Here is a 13,101-nt window from a genome sequence, read left to right as displayed (position 1 = left end):
GGGGCCGGTGAAAGCGGAGACCGACGAGAGCGGCCCGGGCCCGGCCGCGTCGCTGCATGTCGTCGGCGCCGGCCTGGCCGGGCTGGCCGCGGCGCTGGAGGCGGCGGCGCGCGGCCATGCCGTCACCCTGCACGAGGCGACCGGCTTTGCCGGCGGCCGCGCCCGCGCCCTGCCGGATGGCGGCGACAACGGCACCCATGTGCTGCTCGGCGCCAATACCGCGGCGCTGGATTTCCTCGACGCCATCGGCGCCCGGTCCGGCTGGGTCGAGCCGGAGCCGGCCGGCCTGCCGGTCTTCGACCTGGAGAGCGGCGCGCTGCGCCAGGTGGCGCTGGATGCGCGGCACTGGCGCGACCCGGCGCGGCGCCCGCCCGGCCTGACCGGCGCCGGCTTCCTGGCCTTGGCGCGGGCCGGGCTGCCGTTCCGCGACGGCACGGTGGCGCAAGCCTTCCGCGGCCATCCGGCGCTGCTGCGCGGCTTCGTCGAGCCGCTGGTGCTGGCGGCGCTGAACACGCCGGTCGCCGAGGCCGGGCTGTCCTGGCTGGGCCCGGTGCTGCGCCGCCTGGCCGCGCCCGGCGCCGGCCGGCTGTTCGTGGCGCGCGCGGGGCTAGGGCCCGATCTGGTGCAGCCGGCGCTGGCCGCCCTCGGCCGCCAAGGGGTGCGGCTGCGGCTCGGCCACAGGCTGCGCGGCATCGAGCGGCAGGGCCGCCACGCCACCGCCCTGGTGTTCGGCGACGGCGCCGTGCCGCTGGGCCGCGGCAGTGCCGCCATCCTGGCCCTGCCACCCTGGGAGGCGGCGCGGCTGCTGCCCGGCCTCGCCGTGCCGCCGATGCATGCCCCGATCATGAACATGCATTTCCAGCATGACGGAGCCGACAGTCTGCGGTTTGTCGGCCTGCTCGGCGGCGCCGCGCAATGGCTGCTGCTGCGGCCCGGCACCGCTTCGGTGACGATCAGCGCTGCGCTGCGCCAGAGCGGCGAGTCGCTGGTGCCGCAGGTCTGGGCGGAGATCCGCCGCGCCGCCCTGGCCGCCGCGCTGCCCGGCGAATGGCCCGAGGCGCCGCCGCCCTGCCGTCTGGTGCGCGAGCAGCGCGCCACGCCGCTGCATGGTGTCGAGCGGAGCGGCCCGCCGCCGCTGCGGCCGCTGCATCACCTGGCGCTGGCCGGCGACTGGATGGGACCGCCCCTGCCCGCGACGCTGGAAGCCGCGGTGCGCTCCGGCCGCCGCGCAGCCCGGGCCTTCGGCCACGCGTAGGACGCATGGCTGGAAAGCCATGCATTAGCCCATGCTGCACCTGCGAAATGCGCAGCGGTGCCGGCCCCCCGGCCACCCTACATTCGGTCTGCGGCCGCAGCATCGCGGCGCCCGAAAGGATCAAGGGGCCTACCCATGTCCGACATGATTTTCGTCTTCGTTCTCGCCGCCCTGGTTGGGGGTGGACTCTATGCCCGCTCGCTGATGGAGCTGTCCTGGCCGAAGGGCCTGCCGCGCCTGCACGGCGCCGACTGACCACCTTCCCCGCTGCCGGGGATTGCGGGCGGCGGGTCTCGAACCCGCACTCCCCGGGGGGAAGCAGATTTTAAGTCTGCTGCGTCTACCGTTTCGCCACGCCCGCCTGCGGCCTCTCTGCCACAGGGCCGGCGGGCGCGGAAGAGGTAGCCGGCTCAGCGCGCCCGCCGCACCAGCCCCTCGCAGCGATTGTCCTCGCCGATGCCGAAGCGGATCGTCGGCAGGATCGCCAGCGGCAGGGCGATGATGCCCAGCCCCACCGCCGCCCCCGCCCGCGCGCCCAGTTCCAGCATCTCGGGCCGCACCGAGGGGTCGCGGAAGCTGCCGCCGATCTCGATATCTGTGGTCAGCGCCCCGATGGTGAAATGCTTCGCCTCGGTGCGCAGGGCATAGTCCAGCCGCTCGCGCCGCAGGTCGATCGTGCCGGTGCCCGAGATCAGCGAGCTGTCGGTGTCGATCAGCACGGTGCGGGTGTTCAGCACGCCGCGGCGCAGGCCGAGATCGGCGATGAAGCATTCCACCTTGGTGCGGCTGGGCAGGCCCAGCGCCGAGAGGATGGCATTGCCCAGCTGCAGCCCCGACAGATCGACCAGCAGCGAGGACAGGTTGCCGCCGGCCATGCCGAGCGTCACCGCGCCATCGCCCTGGCCGAGCATCTCGGCGATGCTGCGGCCGCGCGTGTCAATGCGGGCCGAGCCGCCGATGGCGCCCTGCCCCTCGCCCAGCGGCGTCACCCCCATCAGCCGCGACAGGTCGACGCGCTGGAAGCGCACCTCGCCCTTGGCCGTCAGGCCGCCGCCCTCGACCGGGGCGAAATCGAAATTGCCCTCGATGCGGCCGCGCCCGACGCCGAAGCGCAGCGGCTTCAGGGCGATCGCGCCGTCGACGATGTCGAGCTTGGCATGCAGGTCGTCCAGCGGCATGGCGCTGCCCAGGATGCTGCCGCCGTCATAGGTCAGCCGGATATCGGCGGCTTCCAGCTTCGGCAGGTTGACCGGCGTGTCGGGCAGCACCCGGCCGCGCGCCGCCTGGCGGCGGTCGCCCCCCTCGCCCGGCTTGGCGCCGATGAAGCCGCCGAGGTCGTCAAGATCGACCCGGCGCGAGCGCAGCGTCGCCTCCACCAGCGGGCGGGTATCGGGGCGCGGCGTGACGGCGATGTCGCCATTCAGGTCGCTGCGGCCGACGGTGCCTTCCATGTTGGTGAAGCGGATCGCCCGGTCGGCGTAGTCCAGCCGGCCGGCGATGCGATAGGGCGGGGTGGGCGGGATCGGCACGCCGGTCAGCGGCGTCAGCCGCGCCATGTCCGGCCCCTCCAGCCGCAGCCGGATATTCGCCCCGGCGAAGCGCAGCGGATCGGACAGCGTCCCTTCCAGCGCCACCTTGGTCGGGCCATTGGCCAGGTCCAGCTTGATCGGCCAGGGGTCCTCGGCATTGCGCAGCGACAGCACGGCGCCGCCGGTCAGCTCGCCGGTGATCGGCTGCCGCGCATAGGTGCCCTCGGCGGTGGCGCGGATGCGGGCGGGCTGGCCCTCGGGCTCCTCGGTGGCGATCGCCACCTGCATCTCGGATTGCAGCTGCGCCAGGCTGACCTGGGCGCGGCCATCGCGGATGCGCAGCGCGCCCAGCTGCGGCTGCTCCTCGGGCGGGGTCGGCGGCGCGTCAGGGTCGCCGGCCAGGGCGGGGAAGGAATAGTTGTTCCTGCCGTCCGGGTTCTGGATCAGCCGCAGCGCCGGCTGTTCCAGCGCGATATCGGGAATGACGATCCGGCGGTGGCGGATGAATTCCATGACGTCGAGCCGCACCGCCAGCTGCTGCACGGCGGCGAAGGGCGGCTCCTCGGGGAAGCCCTCGGGATTGGCGATGCGCACCCCGCCCAGCCGGATCTCGGTCACCCGGCCGAGATCGACATCCAGATCGGCGATGCTGACGGCGCGGCCGAGCCGGGCGGAGGCCTGCCGCTCGGCCAGCGGGATGAACCAGGCCCAGGACCAGAGCAGGACCAGCAGCAGCACCGCCAGCACCGGGATGCCGGTCCAGATCAGGATGCGCCGCAATGCCATGGCCGGTTCCTTCCGCTGCGTCTCCCGCGCTGACGCCGTTGCAGGGGGAAACCGGAAGGAGGCGGAAAAAGTTTCGGCCAGGGGTGTTCCCCTGGCCGCGATCAGGCGCCGGAAAGGCCGGTGGGCTCAGCCCCCCCGGCCGGCGTCGAAGCCCAGGAAGCCGCGATCCGGCTGCGGCGCGCCGCCATCGGCGGCGCCGTAGCGCGGCGCCGGGGCCGGCGGGGTGGCGCGCTGGGTGGCCGCGGCGCGGGCGGGGCGCGGCGGCGCCTCGGCAGCCGGGGCCGGCGCCGGGCGCGGGCGGCCGCTGCCGCCGGCCATGGCGTTGGGCGGCGGCGGCGGCGCCGTGGACTCGCTGCTGGCCACGGTGCCGCGCGCGGCGAGCAGGAAGAAGGCGATCTCGGTGCGGTTCTGGTCGACCGCCGAATCGATCGGCGACAAGCCCAGCACGTTGCGGGCGTTCAGGTCGGCGCCGCGCGCCATGGCGTCGCGGGCGGCCGCCATGTCGCCGCGGTTGATGGCGTCGAACAGCGCCTCGTTGGGGCCGAGCGAGCTCTGGTTCGGCTCGGCCGGGATCACCGGGGCGCGGCTGCGGCCGGCCAGGCCGGGCAGGGCCGGTGCCTCCTGGCGCGGGCGGCCGGTGGGCAGGTTGTCCGGCACCATCGGTCCGCGCAGCGACTGGGCCGCGGCCGGCGTGGCGGCGGCGGCCAGGAGGGCGGCGCAGACGAGGGGCAGCGGGGCGAGCTTCAGGAGACGGCGCATGGCGACCTCTCTAGACCATTTTCGGCGCGGGGCGAAGCGGGGTTAGCCGCAGCCCTCGCCGCGGAAGGAAAAGCTTTCGACAATGCCCTGGCGGGTGGCGAAGGTCATGTCGCAGCGCACCACGATATAACCCGGCGAGCTCATCCAGGGCCGCCGCATGCCCCAATAGCCATAGGGGTAGTAGGGATAGGGCTCGGGCGGCGCCATCGCGGTGGACTGGCTCTCGAACTGCAGGAAGCGCCGGCCATCCGCCTCATAGGTGCGGGTCGGCACGCCGAGCGCGGCCACCAGCTCGCCCTCGGGGCGGTTGATGAAGGCCGAGAGGCGCTGGTCCAGGGTCGGCCCGGGCGCGGCGCAGCCGGCCAGCAGCCCGAGTCCGGCGGTCAGCGCGGCGGCGGTGCAAAGACGCATGGCGGACACTCCTCCAGATCGCAGATAGGGCGGCAGGAAGATGTTCACAACGTGGCAACGCAGCGGAGGGTTCACCGCCCCTCGCGCCGCCAAGCGACCAGTGCCAGGCCGAGCACCAGCGGCAGCGCCAGCCAGGGCGGCAGCAGCGGCAGCGCGGCGATGCCGGTCACCAGATGGTCCTGGTTGCGCCGCAGCCCGATCCAGCTCGACCCCGAGGCGTCGCGGCCCGCGGCGACCCGGCGCAGCTCCGGCACCTGCGGCCGCTCGCCACGGCCGAGCCAGTGGCTGCCGCCGCCACTGGCCTCGGCCAGCGGCTGGATCCGGCCGGCCTCGGCGCGCAGATCGGCGATCTCCAGCGGATTGGCCGCGGCGGCGGCGGCGAAGGCCTGGCGCCGGCCGTCGCTGGCCTGCCAGACGCCGGGCATGGCGGCCGGCAGCTCCAGCACCGTCTGCCCGCCGGTACCGCCCGAGGCCGTCGGCCGGCCGCGCGTCACCGTGCCGTCCGGGGCGGTCACCGTGATCTCCGGCGGCGGCCCGGCCTCGACGCTGCGGCGGGTGACGGTGAGCTGGCCACCCTCGATCCGCGCGACCAGATCCTCCTCCTCCAGCTCCGGCTCGCGCATCAGCCAATGCGCGGCGCGGCGCAGCAGCTCGGCCTGCGGGCCGCCGCCATCATGGCCTCTAGACCACAGCCAGATCTGGTCGGAGAGCAGCAGCGCCACCCGCCCCTCCCCCACCCGGTCGAGCTGCAGCAGCGGATCGCCCTCCGGCGTGTCCATCACCGAGAGGCCGCTGGTCGGCTCGGCGCGCAGGTAGCGGTACCAGTGGCCCCAGCCGGGCTCGGCATTGCCGAGATTGGCCCCGGCCAGGCCCTGGGTCACCGGATGGCGCGCGCCCTGATCGGTGACGCGCGGGCGGAATGCGCCCTCGGCCAGGGCGCCGCGCCCGGCCAGCGGCCGCGCCGGCAGGATGCTGCCCAGCGGCGTCGCCGCCAGGCTGGTGGCGCCGGTGAATTCCGGCCCAACCGACAGCAGCAGCGCGCCGCCGCCGCGGACATAGTCGGCGATGTTGCGCAGATACATCGGCGGCAGGATGCCGCGGTTGGAAAAGCGGTCGAAGACGATCAGGTCGAATTCGCGCAGCTTGACCTGGAACAGCTCGCGCACCGGGAAGGCGATCAGCGCCAGCTCGTTCAGCGGCGTCAGGTCGTCCTTCTCCGGCGGCCGCAGGATGGTGAAATGCACCAGGTCGACATTCGGGTCGGCCTTCAGCAGGCGGCGCCAGGTGCGCTCGCCCGAATGCGGCTCGCCCGAGACCAGCAGCACCCGCAGCCGGTCGCGCACGCCGTTGATGGTGACCACCGCCCGGTTGTTCAGCGTCGAGACCTCGCCCGGCCGCTCCTCGGCGGTAAGCTCGACGACGCTGGGGCCGCCGCGCTCGATCGGCAGGGTGATGCGGTGCTCGCGCCCGAGCGGCACGCTCTCCACCCGCGGCGCCGCGCCATCGCGCCGCAAGGTCAGTCGCACCGCGCCGCCCTGCGGCTGCTCGGCGCCCAGATCCTCGACCGCGACGCGCAGCTCGACGCTGCGGCCGACGATGCCGTAGCCCGGCGCCTCGATCACCCGGATGCGGCGGTCGACCTCCCCCGGCCTTCCCGGCAGCACGACATGCAGCGGCGCCGGGAAGCCAAGCTGTCCCGGCACGTCATGCGCCTGCCCATCCGTCAGCGCGATCACCCCGGCCAGCCGCGCCCGCGGGATATCGGCCAGCGCCCGGTCGATGGCGGTGAACAGCCGCGTGCCCTGCCGCCCGCCCTCCGGCAGGTCGACGCTGCGCAGTTCCAGATCCGGGAAGCGCGCCGCCGCCGCCTCCAGCGCCGCCCGCGCCGCATCCATCTGCGCGCCGCGACCGCCGATGCGGGCCGAATCGCTGCGGTCCTGCACCAGCAAAGCAATGTCTGGCCGCGTCTCCCGCGTCTCCTCGACCAGCCGCGGATTGGCGAGCGCCAGCAGCAGCACGGCGAAGGACAGGCCGCGCCAGGCCGCACCACGGGCGCGACGCCACACCGCAGGGGCCAGCGCGGCCAAGGCCAGCGCCGCCAGGGCGATCAGCAGCCACCAGGGCAGGATCGGCGCGAAGTCGAGACCGGAAATGGCCTGGCGCATAAGGTCAGATCCTTTCCGGGGAGAAGGTCAGGGGCAGGTCGGGGGAATGAATTCCCCCGAACCCCCTTCTTTTTTCTGTCAGGCTGCCGCTGCCTTGTTCAAAGGCGGGATGCGATACGTCGCAGGTCGCGCTGCTGCTGGGCCATTTCGCGTACTGTCCACACGTGGACACGGCAGTCCGAAAAAAAATCAATTCCCCAGCCTTTCGAGAATGGCCGGCACATGGACCTGGTCGCCTTTGTAGTTCCCGGTCAGCGCGTACATCACCAGGTTCACCCCGAAGCGATAGGCCAGCGTCCGCTGCCGCGCGCCGCCGGGCGTGGTGGCATAGGGGTTCTGGCCGCGGGCATCGACGGCCCAGGCGCCGGCCCAGTCATGGCCGCCGATGATGACGGGCGTGACGCTGTCATTGGCGCGGTCCTCCTCGCGCGAGACCCAGACCTGGCCGCCGGCGAAGCGGCCCGGGAGCTCGGGGGGCAACAGATAAAAACTGCGGGTCAGGACGTGCTCGGGGGAGACCGGGACCAGCGGTGGGATGGCCAGGCCGCGGGTCAGGCGCTGCAGGGCAGCGCGGGCGCCGGGGGCATAGCCTTCGCCCGAGCCCTCGTCGCGGGTATCGAACAGGATGATGCCGCCATTGCGCATGTATTCGTTCAGCGCCGCCAGCGCCGCCGCGTCGGGGTCGGGGCTGTCGCCGGTCACCGCCCAGTAGAGCAGCGGCACGAAGGACAGGTCGTCCTGGCCGGGGCGCAGCGCCAGCGGCTCGCCCAGCGCCGCGGCAGTGCGGCGGTTGACGTAGTCGGACAGGCCGGCCAGGCCCTGGCGCACCACCTCGTCCACCGCGCCATCGCCGGTGGCGACATAGCCGATGCGGGTGGCCAGCGGCATCTCGGCGGCGGGGCCGCGCGGGGCGGGTGGCGGGGCCTGGGCCTGCGCGGCGGGGGCCAGCGGCAGCGCCAGCACGGCAAGAACCATGGCCAGGCCGGCGCGCGCCAGCAGGCGGCGGCCGAGCAGCCCGCGCTGCACCAGCGACAGCAGCAGGTCGGCGGCCAGCAGCAGCAGGGCCAGCGCCAGCAGCCAGGGGCCGAGGTCGCGCTCGGCCGGCAGCCCGCCGATGGATTGCGTCGCGGTGCCGGGCGGCGGTGCGGCCAGGGCGCGCGGCGGCGGCAGGCTGGCCGAGAGGTTGAGCGCGCGGCGCTCGCCGCCCTCGCCCGGCACGCCATACCAGCCCGGCGGATGGCGCGGGCCGGGGCGAATCTCGGCAAAACGGTTGGCGGGGATGGCGCCGGCATAGCCGGGGGCGGGGCCGAGCCGGCCGAACCCGTCCAGCGTCTCCAGCGGGGCGAGCGGCGTCTCGCCCTCGGCCCCGGCGACGCCGGAGGAGAGCGCGATCACCCGCTGCAGCATGGCGATGTAGAGGCCGGACAGCGGCAGGTTCGACCATTCGGCATTGGCGGTGACGTGGAACAGCACGACGCGCCCGGCGCCACGGGTCGCTGCCGTGACCAGCGGTGTGCCATCGGCCAGCCGCGCCCAGGTGCGGTCGGAGAGCAGCGGGCCGGGCTCGGCCAGGACCTGGGTGGCGACGGTGACCTCGGCCGGGACGGCAAGCCCCGCGAAGGGCGAGCTGTCGGCGAAGGGCGCCAGCGGCTGCGGCTTCTCCCAGGACAGCGCGCCGCCCAGCTGCCGCTCGCCGGCGCGCAGCCGCACCGGCAGCAGCGGGTCCGGGTTCTCGGCCAGGCGGGGGCCGGCGAAGCGGATCAGCGTGCCGCCGTCCTCGACCCAGCGGGTCAGCGCCGCACGCTCCTCGCCCTCGGCCAGCGGGCGGTCGGCCAGCACCAGCACGGCCAGCTGGCGCGACAGCAGCTGGCTGACGCTGCCCTGGCGCAGCTCGGCGAAGGGGCTCAGCGCCCTGTCGAGATAGTAGAGCGGGCCGAGCAGCGGCGTGGTGGCGCCCTGCTCGGCCGGGCCGAGCAGGCCGACGGGGCGGCGGCGGAACCGCTCGTCCAGCAGCACGGCGGCGCCGGGGCTTTCCTCGCCCTCGATCTCCAGCCGGGTGATCTGGTTGCGGATCTCGATCGGCAGGTCGAGCGCGGCCTCGCCGGCATCGGCGCCGGCGGCGACCGGGATCTCGGCCCGGGCCAGGGCGCGGCCATCGCCGGTGCGGGCGAGGATGGCGACGGTGGCCGGCAGCGCCGCCGGGGTCTGGCGCAGCGCCAAATGCAGCCGGTCGGGCTCGGCGCGCGGCGGCAGCAGCAGGCGGGCGGGGCGGCCGGGCGCCTGGGCCAGCGTCAGCGGCCCGCCCTGCGCCAGGGCCGTGGCCAGGGGCGTGAAGCCGTCGCCCTGCGCCTGATGTTCGGTGTTGTCAGCCACGTAGAAAGCCGAGAAAGAATCGCCGTTGAGCAGGCGCCAGTCGGCCAGGCCGGCCAGCGCGGCGGCACGGTCGGGCGCCCAGGGCTTCGGGCGCAGCGCCGCCAGGCGGGCGCGCAGCTCCTCGGCCGGCATCAGCGCGGTGGGGCGCGGCGGGTTGCCATCCTCGGCCGGCGCGGTCGCCAGCAGGGCAGCGCGGCGGCCGGCGCGGGCGGCACCTTCCAGCGCGCCTTGCGCCGCCGCCATGCGGGCCGGCCAGTCGGGGCCGCTGGCCCAACCGTCATCGACCACCAGCAGCAGCGGCCCATCGCCCGGGCTCGCCGCCCCCGGCCCCCAGACCGGCCGCGCCAGGCCGATGACGATCAGCGCGGCGGCGGCCAGCCGCAGCAGCAGCAGCCACCAGGGGGTGCGGGCGGGCGTCTCCTCCGGCGCCGGCAGGTCGCGCAGCAGGCGCAGCGGCGGGAAGGCCTGGCGGCGCGGTGCCGGCGGGGTGACGCGCAGCAGCCACCAGATCAGCGGCAGGGCCGGCAGCGCCAGCAGCAGCCATGGCACGACGAAGCCGATCGGACCCAGGCTGGTCATGCGCCGCCCCTCCTCATGCTATGCGGGTGCCAGGGCCTGCCACAGCGCCAGCAGCGCCGCCTCGGGCGGCGTGTCGGTGCGGTGGGTGGCAAAGGACCAGCCGGCGGCGCCGGCGATGGCGGCCAGCCCGGCGCGGTGCGCCGCCAGCCGCTCGGCATAGAGGGCGCGGACGCCCTCGACGCGGGGCAGCAGCAAGGCGGGTTCCGCCGTGCCGGCAGCCTCGAAGCGGACGCGGCCGGCATAGGGCAGCGTCTCCTCCGCCGGGTCCAGCACCTGCAGCAGATGGCCGCGCACGCCGCGCCCGGCCAGCGCCGCCACCGCCGCGCGGGTGTCTTCCAGGGGCGCCAGGAAGTCGCCGATCAGCACGGCGCGGGCATGGCGGGGCAGCGCATCATCGGCCGGGCCAGGCTGGTGGCGGCCCAGCAGGTCGGCCAGCGCCGGCAGCGCGCCGCGGCCGGCGAAGGCGCGGCGGGCGCCGAGCAGCCGCACCCGCTCGCCGCCACGAAGGAGAAGACTGGCCAGCGCCAGCAGCAGCAGCTCGGCCCGCTCGCCCTTCTCCGGGCGATCGGTGCCGCCGCGCCAGGCCATACCCGGCCCGGCATCGCGCCACAGGGCGACGCTCTGCGCCGCCTCCCACTCGGTCTCGCGGACATAGAGCCGGTCCGACTTGGCGCTCTGCCGCCAGTCGATGCGGCTGGCGGCATCGCCCGGCAGATAGGGGCGGAACTGCCAGAAGGCGTCGCCCTGGCCGGCACGGCGGCGGCCATGGACGCCCTGCATGACGGTGGCGGCGACCCGCTCGGCGGCGACCACCAGCGGCGGCAGGCGGCTGCCCAGCGCCGTCGCGCGCAGCGCCGCCGTGGCGGGCGACAGGGCGGGCGGGATGCCGGCGGCGGGCGGCGAGCCCCCCGGCCTAGCCAAGGCTCGCCTTCAGCGCGTCGATCACATCGGCCAGCTTCACCCCGTCGGCACGGGCGGAAAAATTCAGCGCCATGCGGTGACGCAGCACCGGCTCGGCCAGGGCGATCACATCCTCGACACTCGGCGCCAGCCTGCCGTCCAGCACGGCGCGGGCGCGGCAGGCCAGCATCAGCGCCTGGGCAGCACGCGGCCCGGGGCCCCAGGCCAGGTGCTGGCGCACGGCGGGCAGGCTGGCGGTCTCCGGCCGGGCGCCACGCACCAGCGCCAGGATGGCGTCCAGCACCTGCTCGCCCACCGGGATGCGGCGGATCAGCGCCTGGGCCGCGAGCAGCTCGCTGGCGGTCAGCGCCGGCTCGGCGCGGGCTTCGGCGGCGCCGGTGGTGGCCAGCAGCATGGCGCGCTCGGCCGCCGCATCCGGGTAGGTGACCTCGACCTCCAGCAGGAAGCGGTCGAGCTGCGCCTCGGGCAGCGGATAGGTGCCCTCCTGCTCGATCGGATTCTGCGTCGCCAGCACGTGGAAGGGGGCGGGCAGCGGATGCACCTGGCCGGCCATCGCCACCTTGCGCTCCTGCATCGCCTGCAGCAGGGCGGATTGGGTGCGCGGCGAGGCGCGGTTGATCTCGTCGGCCATCAGCAGCTGGCAGAAGACCGGGCCCTTGATGAAGCGGAAGGCACGCTTGCCGTCGGCGCCCTCCTCCAGCACCTCGCTGCCCAGGATATCGGCCGGCATCAGGTCGGGGGTGAACTGCACCCGGCTCTCGGCCAGGCCGAGCACGGTGCCCAGCGTCTCCACCAGCTTGGTCTTGCCGAGGCCCGGCACGCCCACCAGCAGCACATGGCCGCCAGAGAGGATGGTGATCAGCACCTGCTCGACCACCTCGGGCTGGCCGAAGATGACGCGCCCCACCGCCTGCCGCACCCGGGCCAGCCGCAGGCCCAGCGCCTCGACCTCGGCCACCAGCAAGTTCGGATCCGTGGGGTCTGCCACTTCAACCATGCCTCTGCGCCTCCTTATATAGACCGGATATGGGAAGCCGGCCTGCCATGGCCAGCCCGCCCCCTTCTGCCAGGAGCGAGACTTGGTGAAGCCTATGACCACCGGGCGCATGGACGAAGCACTGAAACAATCGGCGATGGAAAAGGCCGCCTGCCTGCGCACGCAGGAAGGCGCCCCCCCGCCGAAACCCCGGAGCAAGCCCGGCGGGCCGCCTCGACCGCGGCACGAATGCGGCGCGCTCGACATGCGCATCGCCCGCGATGGCACCTGGCACTACCAGGGCAGCCCGATCGGCCGGAAGGAGCTCGTCTGCCTGTTCGCCTCGGTGCTGCAACGCGCCGAGGATGGCAGCTACTGGCTGGAGACCCCCGCCGAGCGCGGCTCGATCGTGGTCGAGGACGCGCCCTTCATCGCCGTCGAGGTGTTCTGGCGGCGCTGCGAGGGGCGGCAATGCCTGACCTTCCGCACCAACCTGGACGAGATGGTGACGGCCGATGCCGACCACCCGATCCGCGTCACCATCGACCGCCGCTCGCGCGAGCCGCGGCCCTATGTGATGGTGCGCCCCGGCCTCGAGGCCCGCATCAACCGCGCCACCTTCTACGAGCTCGTCGCCCTGGCCGAGCCGGAGACGGTCGAGGGGCGCGAGGTGCTGGGCGTCTGGAGCGAGGGCGTGTTCTTCCCGATCGACGAGGTGCCCGGCAAGGCAGCCCTGGCGCAGTGACCGCTGGTCTTCCCGTGCCGCTGGCCGCGCCGCTGGACGCGGCCGAGGTCGAGCGGCGGCTCTCCGACCCGGTGCGCCTGGCCCGCGCCGCGGCGCAGCGCGTCGCGCCGCAGGGCCGCCCCGCCGCCGTGCTGGTGCCGGTCGTGCTGCATCCGCAGCCCACCCTGCTGCTGACGCTGCGCGCCGCCCGCCTGTCCAGCCATGCCGGCCAGGTCGCCTTCCCCGGCGGCCGCATCGAGCCGGGCGAGAATCCCGAGCAGGCCGCGCTGCGCGAGGCGGCCGAGGAGGTCGGGCTGGACCCCCGCCTGCCGCGCATCCTCGGCCGCCTGCCGGAGCACCTGACCGGCACCGGCTATCACGTCACGCCGGTGCTGGCGCTGCTGGAGCCGCCGCTGAACCTGGTCAATGCGCCGGACGAGGTGGAGCAGGCCTTCGAATACGACCTGGCGCCGCTGCTGGACCCGGCCCTGCCGGAACGCCGCAGCGCGATCTGGAAGGGCGAGCGCCGCCACTTCTTCGTCTGGCCGCATGCCGAGCATTACGTCTGGGGCGCGACGGCGGCGATCATGCAGAGCCTGGCCGCCCTGCTGCGCGAGGCCTGA

10 protein-coding genes and 1 tRNA gene are annotated in these 13,101 nt (G+C 74.6%); 3 read left to right on the top strand and 8 right to left on the bottom strand.

Annotated elements, in window-relative coordinates; genetic code table 11:
- Positions 1-7 precede the first annotated feature (7 nt).
- Positions 8-1,255 carry a hydroxysqualene dehydroxylase gene (locus WFI16_RS00615; RefSeq protein ID WP_419895852.1) on the top strand — a complete coding sequence of 416 codons (1,248 nt, stop codon included), beginning with the start codon at positions 8-10 and terminating at the stop codon, positions 1,253-1,255.
- A gap of 278 nt (positions 1,256-1,533) precedes the next feature.
- Here WFI16_RS00615 and WFI16_RS00610 read toward each other — a convergent pair.
- The 8 genes from WFI16_RS00610 to WFI16_RS00575 form a co-directional block, all read right to left on the bottom strand.
- A tRNA-Leu gene (locus tag WFI16_RS00610) sits at positions 1,534-1,616 on the bottom strand.
- A 49-nt stretch (positions 1,617-1,665) separates the two neighbouring features.
- A complete protein-coding gene (locus WFI16_RS00605; RefSeq protein ID WP_419895851.1) occupies positions 1,666-3,570 on the bottom strand; it encodes an AsmA family protein in 1,905 nt (634 codons plus the stop codon).
- 126 nt (positions 3,571-3,696) lie between these two features.
- Positions 3,697-4,329, bottom strand: coding sequence for an ankyrin repeat domain-containing protein (locus WFI16_RS00600; protein ID WP_419895850.1), 633 nt, complete (start codon positions 4,327-4,329; stop codon positions 3,697-3,699).
- A gap of 42 nt (positions 4,330-4,371) precedes the next feature.
- A complete protein-coding gene (locus tag WFI16_RS00595) occupies positions 4,372-4,740 on the bottom strand; it encodes a hypothetical protein (RefSeq protein WP_419895849.1) in 369 nt (122 codons plus the stop codon).
- A gap of 71 nt (positions 4,741-4,811) precedes the next feature.
- A complete protein-coding gene (locus tag WFI16_RS00590; RefSeq protein ID WP_419895848.1) occupies positions 4,812-6,905 on the bottom strand; it encodes a hypothetical protein in 2,094 nt (697 codons plus the stop codon).
- A gap of 189 nt (positions 6,906-7,094) precedes the next feature.
- Complete coding sequence (locus WFI16_RS00585) at positions 7,095-9,857, bottom strand: DUF4159 domain-containing protein (protein ID WP_419895847.1); 2,763 nt, start codon at positions 9,855-9,857, stop codon at positions 7,095-7,097.
- An 18-nt stretch (positions 9,858-9,875) separates the two neighbouring features.
- Positions 9,876-10,778, bottom strand: coding sequence for a DUF58 domain-containing protein (locus WFI16_RS00580; RefSeq protein WP_442970615.1), 903 nt, complete (start codon positions 10,776-10,778; stop codon positions 9,876-9,878).
- Positions 10,771-11,775: an AAA family ATPase gene (locus WFI16_RS00575; RefSeq protein WP_419895846.1), complete on the bottom strand. Its 1,005-nt coding sequence runs from the start codon at positions 11,773-11,775 to the stop codon at positions 10,771-10,773. Before WFI16_RS00575 ends, WFI16_RS00580 begins: the two co-directional genes overlap by 8 nt.
- Before the next feature lie 94 nt (positions 11,776-11,869).
- On the opposite strand from WFI16_RS00575, the gene WFI16_RS00570 reads away from it, so the two are divergent.
- Both WFI16_RS00570 and WFI16_RS00565 read left to right on the top strand, forming a co-directional pair.
- Entirely contained in the window at positions 11,870-12,499 is a 630-nt protein-coding gene (locus WFI16_RS00570) for a DUF1285 domain-containing protein (RefSeq protein ID WP_442970649.1), read from the top strand.
- Positions 12,496-13,101 carry a CoA pyrophosphatase gene (locus WFI16_RS00565; protein ID WP_419895845.1) on the top strand — a complete coding sequence of 202 codons (606 nt, stop codon included), beginning with the start codon at positions 12,496-12,498 and terminating at the stop codon, positions 13,099-13,101. Before WFI16_RS00570 ends, WFI16_RS00565 begins: the two co-directional genes overlap by 4 nt.

This window comes from Roseomonas sp. USHLN139 (genome assembly GCF_037145735.1).
In the GTDB taxonomy this organism is placed as follows: Bacteria; Pseudomonadota; Alphaproteobacteria; order Acetobacterales; family Acetobacteraceae; genus Pseudoroseomonas.
This window is presented reverse-complemented; position numbering and strand designations above follow the sequence as displayed.

What these genes read in the sequence shown, in the direction of transcription:
- WFI16_RS00605 (WP_419895851.1), bottom strand. Translation starts at nt 3,570, where the DNA reads ATGGCATTGCGGCGCATCCTGATCTGGACCGGCATCCCGGTGCTGGCG.
- WFI16_RS00600 (WP_419895850.1), bottom strand. Translation starts at nt 4,329, where the DNA reads ATGCGCCGTCTCCTGAAGCTCGCCCCGCTGCCCCTCGTCTGCGCCGCC.
- WFI16_RS00595 (WP_419895849.1), bottom strand. Translation starts at nt 4,740, where the DNA reads ATGCGTCTTTGCACCGCCGCCGCGCTGACCGCCGGACTCGGGCTGCTG.
- WFI16_RS00590 (WP_419895848.1), bottom strand. Translation starts at nt 6,905, where the DNA reads ATGCGCCAGGCCATTTCCGGTCTCGACTTCGCGCCGATCCTGCCCTGG.
- WFI16_RS00585 (WP_419895847.1), bottom strand. Translation starts at nt 9,857, where the DNA reads ATGACCAGCCTGGGTCCGATCGGCTTCGTCGTGCCATGGCTGCTGCTG.
- WFI16_RS00575 (WP_419895846.1), bottom strand. Translation starts at nt 11,775, where the DNA reads ATGGTTGAAGTGGCAGACCCCACGGATCCGAACTTGCTGGTGGCCGAG.
- WFI16_RS00570 (WP_442970649.1), top strand. Translation starts at nt 11,870, where the DNA reads ATGACCACCGGGCGCATGGACGAAGCACTGAAACAATCGGCGATGGAA.